Genomic DNA, 14,927 nt, shown 5'->3' with positions numbered 1-14,927 from the left:
ACGATCACCTTTTAGTAAGCGCTTATGGATAGAGGGCGCCTACGGCTCGGCAAAAAGCCCTGCCTTCATCAGCAGGGCTTTAGCATATTATGGTTTACAAATGGTATCAGGCGGCCTGCTTGCGCGGCTTGACAAGGCCGCGATTGACGAGCAGCTCGGCGATCTGAATGGCGTTCAACGCAGCACCCTTGCGCAGGTTGTCGGAGACTACCCAGATATTGAGGCCGTTTTCGACCGTTGCATCCTCGCGGATGCGCGAGATGTAAGTCGCATCCTCGCCCGCCGATTCATATGGCGTGATGTAGCCGCCGTCCTCGCGCTTGTCGATGACGAGGCAGCCTGGTGCATCGCGCAGGATGTCGCGGGCCTGGTCGGCAGTGATCTCGTTTTCGAATTCGATGTTGACCGATTCCGAATGACCGATGAAAACCGGCACACGCACCGCCGTGCAGGTGACCTTGATCTTCGGGTCGAGCATCTTCTTCGTCTCGGCCAGCACCTTCCATTCTTCCTTGGTGTAGCCGTCCTCCATGAAGACGTCGATGTGCGGGATGACGTTAAAGGCGATACGCTTGGTGAACTTCTTGTTCTCGATCGGATCGGCCACGAAGACGGCGCGCGTCTGGTTGAACAGCTCGTCCATGCCGTCCTTGCCGGCGCCGGAGACCGACTGGTAGGTCGAGATGACGACACGCTTGATCTTGGCGAAGTCGTGCAACGGCTTCAGCGCCACCACCAGCTGGGCGGTCGAGCAATTCGGATTGGCGATGATGTTGCGCTTGGTGAACTGGCTGATGGCATCCGGGTTCACTTCCGGCACGATCAGCGGCACGTCGGCGTCGTAGCGCCAAGCCGAGGAATTGTCGATGACGATGCAGCCCTGCTGGCCGATCTTCGGCGAGAACTTCTTGGAGACCTCGCCGCCGGCCGACATCAGGCAGATGTCGGTATCGGAGAAATCGTAATTCTCCAGATTGGAGACCTTCAGCGTCCGGTCACCGTAGGAAACCTCGGTGCCCTGCGAACGCGAGGAGGCGAGTGCCACGACCTCATCGGCGGGGAAGCCTCGCTCGGAGAGGATGTTGAGCATCTCCCGGCCGACATTTCCGGTCGCTCCCGCAACTGCTACTTTGAAACCCATTTCTCAAGCTCTCTTTCTCTTCTCTCCTCTTGTCCGGTGAGGGGAAAGGCGCGATTAATCGCGTCTTCCTGTCCCCAGCCGAGCCGGGGAGAGAGCGGCAGGCCAGAGACGTCAGACGGTTTTCGTCGTCGTTTTGGCCTTGGTTTTGGCAGAAACCGGAACGGCAATGTCCACCCCGGCAACCCGTGCCCGGTCATTGCATTCGGCAATGGCGTGTTCGTCGCGAACCATGGAGATTCCTTTTCCGATGTTGCTCTTAGAAGGTTTTCCACAGGAGTCAAGGTTTTTGCGCTTAGAGCCCGCAGACGAAAGCGGCCGCCGCAATGCTGCGACGTTTTGTCATGCCGCTGTCATCCTCGGGAGGTATCCCGGCCCGGTTGTTAATGTCTGCAACGAAAACGGGGGTTTTCCATGCGTACGCTTCTTGCCGCCTTTGCGGCCACCACCATCCTTGCGGGCGCCGCTCAGGCGACGACGGTCTATCCGCTTGATCGCGCCACGATTCTTGCCGGTTCACCGTTTGATTTCAAGGTCGAGCTCAACAAGCAGGTCAAGCCTGAAGACGTAAAGATCACGGTCAATGGCCAGGACTACAAGACCGTGCTTGGGGGCGAGGCGCAGTTCGTCGAACTGGAAAAAGGCAAGGATGACAAGGCCCTCGGCTCCGCTATCCTGCTGCGCGGCCTGAAGATTTCCGCTCCGGGCGACTACAAGATCGAAGTCGCGACCGGAGACGAAGCGAAGTCCGTCACTTGGAACGTTTACGAAACAGCAGCCCAGCCGAAGGCCAAGAACATCATTTTCCTGCTGGGTGACGGGCTTTCCGTTGCGCATCGCACCGCTGCCCGCATCATGTCCAAGGGCATGACTGAAGGGAAGGCGAATGGCCGCCTGAATATGGACGATCTCGAGCGTATGGCTTTTATCGGCACGTCGGCGACGAATGCCGTCGATACGGATTCGGCCAACACCATGTCGGCCTACATGACGGGTCACAAGACGGCCGTCAACGCGATCGGCGTTTACGCGGACCGTACGCCGGCCTCGCTCGATGACCCGCGTGTTGAAACCTTCGCAGAAGCCGTTCGCCGCCTGACCAAGAAGTCGATCGGCATCGTTGCAACGGCCGAGGTTGAGGACGCCACGCCGGCGGCGGTTGTTTCCCACACCCGCAACCGCAACGACAAGGCCGACGTCGTCGGCATGCTGCTCGACGTCAAGCCGGAAGTCCTCCTTGGCGGTGGCTCGGCCTATTTCCTCGGCAAGGAAGTCCCCGGCTCCAAGCGCAAGGACAACCAGGACTACATCAAGCAGTTCCAGGATGCCGGCTACAAGCTTGCGACCGACAAGAACGAGCTCGCAGCCAATGCATCGGCTGAAGGCAATCTCCTCGGCCTCTTCCACACCGGCAATATGGACGTCACGCTTGATCGCGAGTTCCTGAAGAAGGGCACCGTCGACAAGTTCCCGAACCAGCCGGGCCTCGTCGCCATGACCAAGGTTGCGCTCGACCGCCTTTCCAAGAATCCCGATGGCTTCTTCCTGATGGTCGAAGGCTCCTCGATCGACAAAATGTCCCATCCGCTCGATTGGGATCGTGCCGTCATCGAAACCATCGAATTCGACCAGGCCATCGGCGTTGCCCGCGAATTCCAGAAGGCCCATCCGGACACGCTGATCGTCGTCACCGGCGACCACACGCATGGCGTATCCATCATCGGCACCGTCGATGATGAGAAGCCCGGCACGGAAATGCGCGAAAAGGTCGGGACCTATGCCGAGGCCGGCTTCCCGAACTACAAGGACGAAAACGGCGACGGCTATCCCGATAAGGTCGACGTCAGCCGCCGGCTGTTCCTGAGCGCCAATAACGGCCCCGATCACTACGAGACCTTCCGTCCGAAGCTCGATGGTCCGTTCGTTCCGGCTGTCCAGAACGAAAAGAAGGAATATGTCGCCAACGAGCAGTATAAGGATGTTCCCGGCGCGGTCTTCGTTCAGGGCAATATTCCGAAGAGCGGCGATAGTGGCGTCCACGCCGTCGACGACGTCGTCCTGCAGTCGGCTGGTCCGGGCGCTGAAGGCTTCCATGGTTACATGGAACAGAGCGACGTCTATCGCGTGCTCGCCGACACCTTCGCTCTCGGCGCCAAGCAGACGAACTGATCTCTAGATGCGGATGATTTTAGGCCGGCTCGGCCTAAAATCTGAATTCGCATCTAAATCAAAGAAATAGCGCATGATGTCGTCCGAAAACCGCGCACACTTTTCGGCATCATGCTCTGGCCCATCCGGCTAGGCCGCTTGCCGGCCTTGCCTCTTTCACCGATCATGGTCCCGGCCGTTAGCGGCCGGGATTTCATTCTTGGAGATCGCCATGGAAAAGCTCCCTTCGCTGCATCTCAGCCGCCGCGGCCTGATCGGCGCCATCGGTACGCTGGCCTTCGCCGCTATTGCTCGCCCGGGTTTTGCTGCGGATTCCTTGATCAGCTTCGATGAGCTTTACGGCAAGTTCGGCGTGCTCGGCCTCGAATTTTCAGACAAGGTGAAGCGCCTTGCCGGCAAAGACGTCAGCATGAAAGGTTTCATGGCGCCGCCATTGAAGGCTGAGGCCCGGTTCTTCGTGCTCACCGAGGTGCCGATGTCCCTCTGCCCCTTCTGCTCCTCGGATGCGGACTGGCCGGACAATATCGTCGTCGTCTATCTCTTGGAGAAACAGACCTTCGTGCAGCCGCGCCAGACGATCGAAGTGCGCGGCACGCTGGAATACGGTTCGTGGACGGATCCGGACACTGGCTTCGTCAGCCTGCTGCGGATCCGCCAGGCCGAATATTCCGCCGTCTAAACCGATATGCTCTCTCTCGATATCGAAAACCTGACCGTTGCCTTCCCGGGCCTGTCCTCGCCGGCACTGGCGATCGGCCGCCTGTCGATCGATGCAGGCAGCAGGGTCGCCATCACCGGGGCGTCCGGCTCCGGCAAGAGCACCTTCGTCAATATCGTTGCCGGACTGGAGCGCACACGGCAAGGCCGTATCCGCTGGAACGGCGAGGATATAGCGAGTTTTTCAGAAAGCCGGCGTGACCGGTTCCGTGCCGCCAATATCGGCCTGGTCATGCAGGAGTTCCATCTCTTCCACGGCCTGTCGGCGCTGGAGAACGTACTCCTGCCGGCGCGGCTTGCCGGCGCTGCCACAGTCGATGTCATCGAGCGGGGGCATGCGCTTTTGGGCACGGTCGGTCTTTCCCGACCCGGCCAGAAAATCGAAACCATGTCGCGCGGCGAGATGCAGCGCGTGGCGATCGGCCGGGCGCTGCTGCGCAAGCCCGGCGTCATCATCGCCGACGAGCCGACTGCAAGCCTCGATGCCGAAAGCGGCGAGGCGGTCGGCGATCTCCTCCTCGATCTTGCCATTGCCGAAGGCAGCACGCTGATTGTCGTTTCGCACGACCAGCGCTTGGTGGGCCGCCTCGACCGGCGCATCACCTTCGGCTCCGGCCGGATCAGCGAAGATTCCGCAGCAGCGGCGGGAGAGGCTGCATGATCCGCTTCATCCTTTCCGATCTTCGTCGCCTCTGGGCGGGATCGCTGGTGGTCGTGCTGCTGGTGGCGCTTGCGACCGCGCTCGGCGTTTGCGTCGTCCTGCAGGAGCGGGCGCTTCGTCTCGGCAGCGCGCGCGCCGCTGACAAGTTCGATCTTGTCATCGGCGCTGGCGGCAGCGAGACGCAGCTCGTGCTGTCCTCCGTCTTCCTGCAGCCTTCGCCGCTGCCGCTGATGCCGGGCGAGGTGCTCGGCAAGCTTGCCGCAGATCCGCGGGTCGATTGGGCAGCCCCGATCGGCTTCGGCGATTCCTTCTCCGGCTATCCGATCATCGGCACAACGACCACGCTGACGCAGAACCTGTCCGGCGGCTTAGCCGAAGGCAAGATTTTCGCGCGCGAGGGCGAGGCGGTGATCGGCGCTGCCGTCAAGCTGTCGCTCGGCGGCGAGATCAAGCCGATGCATGGGTCGCTGGAAGAGGGCGGCGAGACTCATACCGAGCTCGTCTATCACATCGCCGGCCGCTTGCGGCCGACCGGCACCGCCTGGGACCGAGCCATTCTCGTTCCCATCCAAGCCGTCTGGCACATTCATGGCATGGAGGCGGAGGAACATGAGGAGGACAGTGGGCACGAACATGAAGCGGCGTCCGGAACGGATAGCGTTGAACATGGCCATGAACATGAGAAGGCCGGCGCTGATCACGATGGGCATGGGCATCACGGGAAAGCCGATCCGGATGCCGCGCTTGATGAGACCTTGACTGCGGGCGCTCCCGGCCTTCCCGCCATTCTCGTCAAGCCGAAGACGATCGCCGATGCCTACAAGCTGCGGCAGGAATATCGCAGCGGCAATACCGTCGCTGTCTTTCCCGGCGAGGTGCTGACCAATCTCTACGCCACGCTCGGCGATGCCAAGCAGATCCTCGTCGCGGTCGCCTCAGGCGCGCAAGCTCTCGTCGGAGCCTCGCTGGTACTGGTCACGGTCATCCATATCGGCCAGCGCCGCCGTCAGATCGGCGCACTGAGGGCCTTCGGCGCCCCGCGCGGCGCGATTTTCGGCATCGTCTGGCTGGAATTCTTCTTCCTGGTGGCGGTTGGCATCGCACTCGGATTCGCGCTCGGTTATGTCGCGGCTCTCATCTTGTCCGGTATGTTCTCGCAAACGAGCGGGGTCGCCATGCCGGTCGTCTTCACTCGTGAAGACGTCGGGCTTGCAGCAGTGCTGCTTGCCTTTGCCGCAATTCTCGCTGCACTGCCGGCAGTGCTCGCTTATCGGCAATCGCCGGCGCAGGCGCTGAGAGCATAACGGATCCACGTCGCAAACCGCAGTGAAACCTGCTTTCAAACCTCCGGCAGCTCAATCGTCACGGACGGCCTGATGTGCGTGAGAACCGCGCCAATCTTAGACTAAAGTCATAATCCCAAAGCATCTCTCTTTTTGATCTGTCGTTTCTGGCACACTCTCGTCAGGCGTGTCGCGGCCAGGGGTATGCTTTGAGGAGAGTAGGTCGCGCGCGTGATCATCACTCTGTGGAGGACAGACAATGGCAAATGTCGCAAGCATCGACGGCGCGAAGGCCGGTCCGATGACCGGCGAGGAGAAGAAGGTCATCTTCGCCTCTTCGCTCGGCACCGTTTTCGAATGGTACGATTTCTATCTCTATGGCTCGCTCGCCACCTATATCGGCGCGACCTATTTCACCCAATATCCCGAGGCAACGCGCAACATCTTCACGCTGCTCGCCTTTGCCGCCGGCTTTCTGGTGCGCCCCTTCGGCGCGCTGGTGTTCGGCCGTCTCGGCGATCTCGTCGGCCGTAAATACACCTTCCTGATGACGATCATGATCATGGGTCTGTCGACCTTCCTCGTCGGCGTCCTGCCGGGTGCCGCCACCATCGGCATCGCAGCCCCGATCATCCTGATCGGGCTGCGCCTGCTCCAGGGTCTGGCGCTGGGCGGTGAATATGGCGGTGCGGCAACTTACGTCGCCGAACATGCGCCGAACGGGCGCCGCGGCTATTTCACCTCATGGATCCAGACGACGGCGACGCTCGGCCTGTTCCTGTCGCTCATCGTCATCGTCTTTGTTCAATATCTGATGGGTGCGGCCCAGTTCGCCGCCTGGGGCTGGCGCATTCCGTTCCTGGTCTCGGTCGTCCTGCTCGGCATTTCCGTCTGGATCCGCCTGAAGATGAACGAATCGCCGGCGTTCCAGCGCATGAAGGCGGAAGGCAAAGGCTCCAAGGCGCCGCTTACCGAGGCCTTCGGGACATGGAAAAATGCCAAGATCGCGATCATCGCGCTTCTCGGCGCTACCATGGGCCAGGCAGTCGTCTGGTACGGCGGCCAGTTCTATGCGCTGTTCTTCCTGCAGAACGTGCTGAAGGTGGACTTGTTCTCGGCCAACGTCATGGTCGCCATCGCACTTCTCCTCGGCACGCCGTTCTTCGTCATCTTCGGCGGTCTCTCCGACAAGATCGGCCGCAAGCCGATCATCATGGCAGGCCTTCTCATTGCGGCGGTGACCTATAATCCGCTGTTCAAGGCGATGACCTGGACGGCGAACCCGGCGCTGGCCGAAGCGCAGGCTTCGATCCGGGCAACGGTGACGGCTGATCCGGCCGATTGCAGGTTCCAGTTCAATCCGACCGGTACCGCGAAGTTCACCAGTTCCTGCGACGTGGCAACGGCGTTCCTGACGAGGAATTCGGTCCCTTACGACGTCGTGCCCGGTACCGCCGGACAGCCGGCAACGGTGAAGGTCGGCAACGCGACGATCCCAAGCTTTGACGTCGTCGCTGCCGGCGACAAGGCCAAGGGCATGACCGCCGCCTTCGAAAAGGGCGTCAACATCGCGCTCCATGATGCCGGCTACCCGCTGAACCGCGGCGCCGTCAAGGTGCCGGATGCCAAGCTCGATGCCTTCATCGCAGCCAATCCGGAACTGTCGCTCAATGCCGATGCCGTGCGCGCCGGCGAGAAGGAAACCGTACCAGCGGCCAAGCTGGTCGAGACCAAGCTGCTGACGGCGGATGAGGCCAATGGCGTCACCGACATGGCGGTCTACAACATCGCCAATGGCGGCACTTTCGCCATGGTTGCCGATCCGGCCCGGGTCAACTGGATCGGCACGATCGCCGTGCTGTTCGTCCTCGTCCTCTATGTGACGATGGTCTACGGCCCGATCGCCGCTCTGCTGGTCGAGCTTTTCCCGACCCGCATCCGCTATACCGGCATGTCGCTGCCCTATCACATCGGCAACGGCTGGTTCGGCGGCCTGCTGCCGGCGACAGCCTTCGCGATGAGCGCTGCCGCGGGTGATATATATTACGGTCTCTGGTACCCGATCATCTTTGCGTCGATCACACTGGTGATCGGCCTGATCTTCCTGCCGGAAACGAAGAACAGGGATATCCACGCCATGGATTGAGCGGCGGATTGAGGCCAATCCGCGCTTGAGAAAAAGGCCCGGCGCTCACAAGGCGCCGGGCTTTTCCATATTACAGCGCCGCACGTCTTTTCGGACGCGCAAAGGACGCTGTAACATTTTGAATTGCTGCATAATTTTATCCTTAAATCGATTCCGATCTAAGGAATTATGCAGTGCGAAACAGGCGCTTCGAGAGCGGCCAGCCGTCCGGTGCCAGCTTGAAGAGCAAGCCGCAGCGGGCAAAGACGATCGCCGTCAGCAGTGAGAACCAGGCGCCGAAGGCAAGGCCGGCGATCACGTCGCTCGGATAATGGGCGCCGACCATGACACGCGTCATGCCGAGCCAGATGGCGCAAGCGATGAAGGCAACGCGATAGCGCGGAAACAGCAGGGCAAAGGCGGCGAAGAAGGCGCCGACCGTGGTGGAATGGCCGGACGGGAAACTTTCGAAAGCGGAATGGCCCGAAAAGGGCGTGAAGGAAAACATGCCGTAGTCATGAAAATGATCGGGACGCGCCCTGCCTATCGCCCGCTTCAGCAGATTGGCGAGAAGCCCAGAGAAGACAACCGTGATGAAGAGATAAGCGCCGATCCAGCTGACATAAAGCGCTTGCGCCTTGGAGCGCGCCGTCTTCACAAGCTTGTAGCCTGCCCGGCCCTGAAAGAACAGCAAGATGCTGGTGTAGATCAGCCAAGCGGAATCGCCGAAACCGGTCAGCATCTCGCCGAGGTGCTTCACCGGCGCGGGAGCTTCGCTGGCGCCGATCGGCGCGTCGAAGAGCAGCATGGAGAGGATCACCGCATTGAGCGTGATGAAGAGGCAGGCCTGCCAACGCAAAGGCGGCATGCCGGCGCTACTCCGGCGCCAGCGCCTGTTCAGGGAAGCCCAAAATGCCCGCATTCCGTCGTCCGTTCGAATTTGCCCTAAAGTGCCACGACGCGCTAAGGACGCTCTATTATTTTGAATTGGCGCATAATCCATTGGAAGATCGTTTCCAATGTCGAGGTTATGCGCTCGTTAAAATCCGGCGCAAAAATACACGAGATTGTGGCCGAGGATAGTCGGTTTGGGATAATTCGACCAAGCCGATGCGGCTCGCGGCCTTGAGAAAAAAGCCCTCCGCAAGGTTCCTGCGAAAGGCCAGAACTGTTTCACGTGAAATATCAGGCGGAAAGCGTCTTGAACTCGGCGAGGATCGCATCGCCCATCTCGACGGTGCCGACCTGCCTTGCGCCATCGGCCATGATATCACCGGTGCGGATGCCCTTGTCGAGCACGTTGGCGATCGCCTTTTCCAGATCGTCGGCTTCCTTCACCAGATTGAAGGAGTAACGCAGGCACATGGCAAAGGAGGCGATCATGGCGATCGGATTGGCGATGCCCTTGCCGGCGATATCGGGGGCCGAGCCGTGTACCGGTTCGTAGAGCGCCTTGCGCTTGCCGGTCTTGCCGTCAGGCGCGCCGAGCGAGGCCGACGGCAGCATGCCGAGCGAGCCGGTCAGCATGGCGGCGACGTCGGAAAGCATGTCGCCGAAGAGGTTGTCGGTGACAATCACGTCGAACTGCTTGGGCTGGCGCACCAGCTGCATGCCGCCGGCATCGGCCAGCATGTGTTCGAGCTGGACGTCGGAATATTTCGCCTTGTGCGTCTCGGTCACCACCTGGTTCCAAAGCACGCCCGACTTCATGACGTTGCGCTTTTCCATGGAGCAGACGCGATTCTGCCGCGTGCGGGCCATTTCGAAGGCGACACCGGCGATGCGCTCGATCTCGTAGGTATCGTAGACCTGCGTGTCGATGCCGCGTTTCTGGCCATTGCCGAGGTCGATGATCTCCTTCGGTTCGCCGAAATAGACGCCGCCCGTCAGCTCGCGGATGATGAGGATGTCGAGGCCTTCGACCAGCTCCGGCTTCAGCGACGAGGCCGCAGAAAGGGCCGGGTAGCAGATGGCAGGACGCAGGTTCGCAAAGAGCTGCAGATCCTTGCGCAGGCGCAGCAGACCGGCTTCCGGGCGCACTTCGTAAGGCACGCTATCCCATTTCGGGCCGCCGACGGCGCCAAAGAGAACGGCATCGGCGGCAAGTGCCTTCTGCATGTCGGCTTCCGAGATCGCAGCGCCATGTGCATCATAGGCGCAACCGCCGACAAGGCCTTCGTCGGTGACGAAACCGGCATTCATCGCCTCGTTCATATAGGCGATGATCTTGCGGACCTCGCCCATGGCCTCGGGACCGATGCCGTCACCCGGCAACAGGAAAAGATTGCGCGCTGTCATGAAACCCTCCTGGGAAAAACTAGTTGCGGCTTCTTAGACCCCGGAAATGGGCATTTCAAGCGACGGAAGCGGTGAATCGGTACGCTTCGCTCTGAGCAGCGATGGTTGCTCCTGCGCCCGCAAACAGATTAGAACGGCAGCCCCGACCTTTATTTCCCTGGATGGTTCCCATGCCTTTCGCGCCTCTCCATCTCGACACGCCCTTGGTCCAGACGGCACCTGGCTACAGCGTCAGCGGCAAACCGCTCTGGCTGAAGCTCGATGCGCTGCAGCCTTCCGGCAGCTTCAAGCTGCGCGGCGTCGGACGGCTTTGCCAGCACGAGGTGGAAAATGGGGCGCGCGAGATCTTCTGTGCTTCCGGCGGCAATGCCGGCATTGCCGCGGCTTATGCCGGCCGGGCGCTTGGTGTGCCGGTCACGATCGTCGTGCCGGAGACGACGGCGGCCGATGTGCGGCAGACGATTGCCGCGACGGGCGCGAATGTCCTCGTTCACGGTTCGGTTTTCGATGAGGCCAATGCCCATGCAGTCGACCTCGCCCGGAGCCGAAAGGCGACTTATGTTCACCCCTTCGACCATCCGCTTCTGTGGGATGGCCATGCCACGCTGATCGACGAGGTGGTGGCGAAAGGTGCAAAATTCGATTGCGTCGTCACCAGCGTCGGCGGCGGCGGGCTGCTTGCCGGCATTGTCGAGGGATTGAAGCGAAACGGGCTTTCCGATGTGCCTGTTATCGCCGTCGAAACTGAAGGGGCGGCCTCGCTGAATGCCAGCCTCAAGGCGAGTGAGCGTATCACCCTTCCCGCCATTACCTCGATTGCCAATTCGCTCGGGGCGCGGCAGGTGGCGCAGCATGTCTTCGACCTGCCGAAGCAGCATCCGATCGAAAGTGTTGTCGTCAGCGACGCCGATGCCGTTGCCGCCTGCCTGAAATTTGCCGATGCGCAGCGCATTCTGGTCGAGCCGGCTTGCGGTGCGGCCCTTGCCGTTGCCGATGTGCATGCCGGGCTGCTTCAGCGCTTCGACAATCCGCTTATCGAAGTCTGCGGCGGCATCGGCGTGTCGCTCGAAAAGCTTGAGGCCTGGAAAGAGAAATTTCTCTGATGTGCCGCATAAGAAAAAGCCGGGCAAAAACCCGGCTTGATCGGTAACCGATTGGAGAGGCTCAGGCTGCCCAGGGGTGCGAAGCGGCGTTCTTCTTTTCGAAGCTGTCGATCGCCTTGCCCTTTTCCAGGGTCAGGCCGATATCGTCGAGACCGTTCAGCAGGCAGTGGCGCTTGAATTCGTCGAGATCGAACTTGATCAAGCCACCATCGGGGCCGGTGATCTCGAGATTCTCAAGATCGACGGTCAGGATGGCGTTGGAGCCGCGCGAGGCGTCGTCCATCAGCTTGTCGAGATCTTCCTGGCTGACCTTGATCGGCAGGATGCCGTTCTTGAAGCAGTTGTTGTAGAAAATATCGGCGAAGCTGGTCGAGATGACGCAGCGGATGCCGAAATCCAGAAGCGCCCAGGGGGCGTGCTCGCGCGAGGAGCCGCAGCCGAAATTGTCGCCGGCAACGAGGATCTTGGCATCGCGATAGGCCGGCTTGTTCAGCACGAAATCCGGGTTTTCTGAGCCGTCCTCATTGTAGCGGGCTTCCGCGAAGAGGCCGGTGCCGAGGCCGGTGCGCTTGATCGTCTTCAGATAATCCTTCGGAATGATCATGTCGGTGTCGACGTTGACGACCGGCAGCGGTGCTGCAACGCCCGTGAGCTTCACGAATTTATCCATGATCCATGCTCCATTTCAGCAAATCTACTTTCTGAATTTGCATCTAGTCCAGTTTTTCGCCGAAATGAAGGAGAATCTTTCACAGACGGCGGCCACGCGACGTTTCGCGCGATCCGCCGATTGCGCCTGTCCCCTTATTTGGACGGTGCGTTCAGGCCCCAGAGGACGCCGAACGGATCGCGAAGCTGGCCGTAGCGGTCGCCCCAGAACATCAGTTCGACCGGCATGACGACTTCGGCGCCGGCAGCAACCGCGCGATCCCACCAGAAATCGATATCGTCGATAACCAGCTGGATGGCGAAGCCTTCATGGCCTTTGAAAGGATGGCCGTATTCGGGATAGGCATCCGACAGCATGAGGGAGCTGCCGTTGATGTAGAGATGCACATGCATCGTTCGGCCGCTCTCGTCGACCGGCACGAGATATGCCTCTTCGGCGCCGAAAGCCTTCTTGTAGAATTCCGCAGCTTTCACCGCGCCGTCGACCGTCAGATAGGGCAGCAGGCCATTCTTGACCGGTGGCATCTTCGTCGGGTTGCTCTCTCTGTCGTCGTATCCATGCTCGTCCTCCATACGTTTTTCACGAGCCGGCAGAATGCCTGGCTGTTTCAAGGACGCATGATGGAATCTGGAGCCGACAGTGTCGGTCAAAATTTTTGGAAAATCCGGTGATCAGAGATCGATGATCGTACCGCGGCCGTCGTTCCACACGCGCATCTCCGGCTTACCATTGTTCGCCTTGGCGCGGACCGGAGCGGGCTTCATCTTCATCGAAAGCGCGCGTCCGACCATGAGCACGGTCAGGATGCCGCCGACGGCGAGCGTCACCGAAAAGGTGAGAAGCAGCATGGCCACGAAAACGGTGGCGCCGGCAAGCATGAGGAAGATGGAGCGAATGTTCTGCATGGTTAGAGACCTTTCTTCGGAAAGGAATGTGGTCCTTCTCTTTCCTCTCTGCAAGGCAAGCGTGGCTTTTTGTTGTTCTGCTCGATGTTCTGGAGTGGGCTGCTTGCTTCGGCTTTCAAAGCTTGGCACTAATTCGCCATGAGCCGAAACCCCGCGACCCGCTCCGCCCGCCTGCGCCGTTCGGTGCTGAGCGTGCCTGCCATCAATCCCCGCGCCCTCGAAAAAACCCATGCGGTCGATTGCGATGCGGTGATCTTCGATCTCGAGGATTCCGTGGCGCCGGAAAGGAAGGCGGAAGCGCGGGAAAATCTGAGGAATTTCTTTTCGGCTCGGCCGCTCCAAGGCAAGGAACGGATCATTCGCATCAATGACCTGTCGACCAATTTCGGCCTGGCGGACATGGAACTGGTAATCGCGCTCAATCCCGACGCCGTGCTGCTGCCGAAGGTCGACGAACCGCAGGATATAATGGCGGTCGGCGACCTTCTCTCCGAGGCGGATGCACCGGAAGATCTGCGTATCTGGGCGATGATCGAGACGCCGCGCGGCATCCTGAATGCGGCTGTTATCGCCGAAGCCGGGCGCACGCCGGGCTCGCGGCTCGATTGCCTCGTCGTCGGGCTCAACGACCTGCGCAAGGAAACCGGCGTGCTGCCACAGCCGGGGCGGAACTATCTCGTGCCGTGGCTGATGCAGGTCGTCCTTGCGGTCAGCGCCTACGGGCTCGATGCGATCGACAGCGTCTTCAACGATTTCAGGGACGAACAGGGTTTTGATGCCGAATGTCTGCAGGGCCGGGCGATGGGCTTTGCCGGCAAGATGCTGATCCATCCGGCGCAGATCGAGCCCGCCAACCATCATTTCGGCCCGGATCCGGCAGCGATTGCAGAAGCGGAGGCGATCATCGCGGCCTTTGCCGATCCCGCCTCCGACGGGCTGAACGTCATCAACGCAGGCGGGCGGATGGTCGAGCGGTTGCATCTTGTCCAGGCGGAAAGTCTGGTCCATAAAGCCCGCCTGATCGCAGCCCGCCAGGCTGCAGCACGAAAGACGATGTGATGAAACTCTACCGCTTCCTGACCGGTCCCGACGATGCTTCCTTCTGCCACAAGGTCACTGCCGCCCTCAACAAGGGCTGGTCGCTGGAGGGCTCGCCGACCTATGCCTTCAATGCCGCAACCGGCGCGATGCAGTGTGGTCAGGCCGTCGTCAAGCATGTCGAAGGCAAGGATTACCATCCTGAGATGAAGCTCTCCGAGCAGTGAGGCTCAGCGCATAACCCCGAAAATCGTAATCGATTTTCGGAGGATTATGCGTGATTGAAAGTGATGGAGCGTCCTTAGCGCGTCCTTTGGACGCGCGGCGCTCTAGCGCTCGGCGGCTTCCTCGGCGCTTGCCTCGATCCGCTCCATGTCATCGTCGCTCAGCCCGAAATGGTGGCCGATCTCGTGGATCAGGACGTGGGTGATGATATCGCCGAGCGTCTCGTCGTTCTCAGCCCAGTAATCGAGAATGGGGCGGCGGTAGAGGCGGATGCGGTTCGGCATCTCGCCGGTTTCCAGCGTGAAACGTTCGGAAATGCCCCTGCCCTCGAAAAGGCCGAGCAGATCGAAAGGGGTTTCCAGCGCCATGTCCTCGAAAACGTCGTCATCGGGGAAATCTTCGATCTCGATCGTGAGGTTGGTCGTCAGCTGGCGGAATTCATCCGGCAGATGGCTATAGGCCTCCATGGCCAGCGACTCGAAGGTGCTGATCGTCGGCGCATGGCGGTCCCGCCAATCATCGCTCTGGTCTATGCGGGCCATGAATATTCCTTCCTTTGCGGGCCCATATAGAACCTTTAGCGCCGATTTTCGAG

The 14,927-nt window shown here is 60.5% G+C and carries 15 protein-coding genes and 1 pseudogene; 8 read left to right on the top strand and 8 right to left on the bottom strand.

Going from position 1 to position 14,927, the window contains the following annotated elements; genetic code table 11:
- Window positions 1-106: 106 nt before the first annotated feature.
- On the bottom strand, window positions 107-1,141 hold the full coding sequence (locus AB8B31_RS21545; protein ID WP_012759513.1) for an aspartate-semialdehyde dehydrogenase: 1,035 nt from the start codon (window positions 1,139-1,141) through the stop codon (window positions 107-109).
- A 111-nt stretch (window positions 1,142-1,252) separates the two neighbouring features.
- Complete coding sequence (locus AB8B31_RS21540; RefSeq protein ID WP_047622475.1) at window positions 1,253-1,465, bottom strand: hypothetical protein; 213 nt, start codon at window positions 1,463-1,465, stop codon at window positions 1,253-1,255.
- Window positions 1,466-1,552: 87 nt separating this feature from the next.
- On the opposite strand from AB8B31_RS21540, the gene AB8B31_RS21535 reads away from it, so the two are divergent.
- The 5 genes from AB8B31_RS21535 (at window position 1,553) to AB8B31_RS21515 (ending at window position 8,114) form a co-directional block, all read left to right on the top strand.
- Window positions 1,553-3,307 (top strand): alkaline phosphatase, encoded by a 1,755-nt coding sequence (locus AB8B31_RS21535; RefSeq protein WP_131605738.1) that lies wholly within the window; start codon window positions 1,553-1,555, stop codon window positions 3,305-3,307.
- 211 nt (window positions 3,308-3,518) lie between these two features.
- On the top strand, window positions 3,519-3,986 hold the full coding sequence (locus AB8B31_RS21530) for a hypothetical protein (protein ID WP_131605737.1): 468 nt from the start codon (window positions 3,519-3,521) through the stop codon (window positions 3,984-3,986).
- A gap of 6 nt (window positions 3,987-3,992) precedes the next feature.
- Window positions 3,993-4,685 (top strand): ABC transporter ATP-binding protein, encoded by a 693-nt coding sequence (locus AB8B31_RS21525; RefSeq protein WP_131605736.1) that lies wholly within the window; start codon window positions 3,993-3,995, stop codon window positions 4,683-4,685.
- A complete protein-coding gene (locus AB8B31_RS21520) occupies window positions 4,682-5,989 on the top strand; it encodes an ABC transporter permease (protein ID WP_131605735.1) in 1,308 nt (435 codons plus the stop codon). The genes AB8B31_RS21525 and AB8B31_RS21520 overlap by 4 nt, the downstream gene beginning before the upstream one ends.
- 238 nt (window positions 5,990-6,227) lie before the next feature.
- Entirely contained in the window at window positions 6,228-8,114 is a 1,887-nt protein-coding gene (locus AB8B31_RS21515) for an MFS transporter (RefSeq protein WP_131605734.1), read from the top strand.
- Window positions 8,115-8,280: 166 nt separating this feature from the next.
- On the opposite strand, the gene lpxE is transcribed toward AB8B31_RS21515, so the two are convergent.
- Window positions 8,281-9,015, bottom strand: a complete 735-nt coding sequence (lpxE, locus tag AB8B31_RS21510; protein ID WP_131605732.1) for a lipid A 1-phosphatase LpxE — start codon at window positions 9,013-9,015, stop codon at window positions 8,281-8,283.
- A gap of 263 nt (window positions 9,016-9,278) precedes the next feature.
- A complete protein-coding gene (gene leuB / locus AB8B31_RS21505; protein WP_018244127.1) occupies window positions 9,279-10,391 on the bottom strand; it encodes a 3-isopropylmalate dehydrogenase in 1,113 nt (370 codons plus the stop codon).
- Between the two features lie 170 nt (window positions 10,392-10,561).
- Here leuB and AB8B31_RS21500 point away from each other — a divergent pair, with 170 nt between their 5' ends.
- On the top strand, window positions 10,562-11,494 hold the full coding sequence (locus AB8B31_RS21500; RefSeq protein WP_026188559.1) for a pyridoxal-phosphate dependent enzyme: 933 nt from the start codon (window positions 10,562-10,564) through the stop codon (window positions 11,492-11,494).
- Between the two features lie 61 nt (window positions 11,495-11,555).
- Here AB8B31_RS21500 and leuD read toward each other — a convergent pair whose 3' ends face one another.
- From leuD to AB8B31_RS21485, 3 genes and pseudogenes are all read right to left on the bottom strand, one after another.
- Window positions 11,556-12,164, bottom strand: coding sequence for a 3-isopropylmalate dehydratase small subunit (leuD, locus tag AB8B31_RS21495; protein ID WP_003543984.1), 609 nt, complete (start codon window positions 12,162-12,164; stop codon window positions 11,556-11,558).
- A 134-nt stretch (window positions 12,165-12,298) separates the two neighbouring features.
- Window positions 12,299-12,723: pseudogene (locus tag AB8B31_RS21490) on the bottom strand (VOC family protein).
- A 112-nt stretch (window positions 12,724-12,835) separates the two neighbouring features.
- Entirely contained in the window at window positions 12,836-13,069 is a 234-nt protein-coding gene (locus tag AB8B31_RS21485) for a hypothetical protein (protein WP_018244124.1), read from the bottom strand.
- Between the two features lie 138 nt (window positions 13,070-13,207).
- On the opposite strand from AB8B31_RS21485, the gene AB8B31_RS21480 reads away from it, so the two are divergent.
- Both AB8B31_RS21480 and AB8B31_RS21475 read left to right on the top strand, forming a co-directional pair.
- Window positions 13,208-14,128, top strand: a complete 921-nt coding sequence (locus AB8B31_RS21480) for an HpcH/HpaI aldolase/citrate lyase family protein (protein WP_131605731.1) — start codon at window positions 13,208-13,210, stop codon at window positions 14,126-14,128.
- Window positions 14,128-14,334: a DUF1737 domain-containing protein gene (locus tag AB8B31_RS21475; RefSeq protein WP_018244122.1), complete on the top strand. Its 207-nt coding sequence runs from the start codon at window positions 14,128-14,130 to the stop codon at window positions 14,332-14,334. The genes AB8B31_RS21480 and AB8B31_RS21475 overlap by 1 nt, the downstream gene beginning before the upstream one ends.
- Before the next feature lie 102 nt (window positions 14,335-14,436).
- Here the strand turns inward: AB8B31_RS21475 and AB8B31_RS21470 are convergent, their stop codons facing one another.
- The gene (locus AB8B31_RS21470) at window positions 14,437-14,874 is read right to left on the bottom strand and encodes a metallopeptidase family protein (protein ID WP_003589582.1); all 438 of its coding nucleotides are present in this window, start codon (window positions 14,872-14,874) and stop codon (window positions 14,437-14,439) included.
- Window positions 14,875-14,927 lie beyond the last annotated feature (53 nt).

Origin of the sequence: Rhizobium sp. 62_C5_N11_2 (assembly GCF_051811185.1) — a bacterium.
GTDB classification, from domain to species: domain Bacteria; phylum Pseudomonadota; class Alphaproteobacteria; order Rhizobiales; family Rhizobiaceae; genus Rhizobium; species Rhizobium leguminosarum.
The sequence above is the reverse complement of the archived record's forward strand: the minus strand, read 5'-3'. Positions and strand labels throughout refer to the sequence as shown.

Coding starts and splice junctions, on each gene's coding strand:
- AB8B31_RS21545 (WP_012759513.1), bottom strand. CDS start 1,141: ATGGGTTTCAAAGTAGCAGTTGCGGGAGCGACCGGAAATGTCGGCCGG.
- leuB (WP_018244127.1), bottom strand. CDS start 10,391: ATGACAGCGCGCAATCTTTTCCTGTTGCCGGGTGACGGCATCGGTCCC.
- AB8B31_RS21500 (WP_026188559.1), top strand. CDS start 10,562: ATGCCTTTCGCGCCTCTCCATCTCGACACGCCCTTGGTCCAGACGGCA.
- AB8B31_RS21515 (WP_131605734.1), top strand. CDS start 6,228: ATGGCAAATGTCGCAAGCATCGACGGCGCGAAGGCCGGTCCGATGACC.
- AB8B31_RS21520 (WP_131605735.1), top strand. CDS start 4,682: ATGATCCGCTTCATCCTTTCCGATCTTCGTCGCCTCTGGGCGGGATCG.
- leuD (WP_003543984.1), bottom strand. CDS start 12,164: ATGGATAAATTCGTGAAGCTCACGGGCGTTGCAGCACCGCTGCCGGTC.
- lpxE (WP_131605732.1), bottom strand. CDS start 9,015: ATGCGGGCATTTTGGGCTTCCCTGAACAGGCGCTGGCGCCGGAGTAGC.
- AB8B31_RS21530 (WP_131605737.1), top strand. CDS start 3,519: ATGGAAAAGCTCCCTTCGCTGCATCTCAGCCGCCGCGGCCTGATCGGC.
- AB8B31_RS21480 (WP_131605731.1), top strand. CDS start 13,208: ATGAGCCGAAACCCCGCGACCCGCTCCGCCCGCCTGCGCCGTTCGGTG.
- AB8B31_RS21470 (WP_003589582.1), bottom strand. CDS start 14,874: ATGGCCCGCATAGACCAGAGCGATGATTGGCGGGACCGCCATGCGCCG.
- AB8B31_RS21475 (WP_018244122.1), top strand. CDS start 14,128: ATGAAACTCTACCGCTTCCTGACCGGTCCCGACGATGCTTCCTTCTGC.
- AB8B31_RS21525 (WP_131605736.1), top strand. CDS start 3,993: ATGCTCTCTCTCGATATCGAAAACCTGACCGTTGCCTTCCCGGGCCTG.
- AB8B31_RS21485 (WP_018244124.1), bottom strand. CDS start 13,069: ATGCAGAACATTCGCTCCATCTTCCTCATGCTTGCCGGCGCCACCGTT.
- AB8B31_RS21535 (WP_131605738.1), top strand. CDS start 1,553: ATGCGTACGCTTCTTGCCGCCTTTGCGGCCACCACCATCCTTGCGGGC.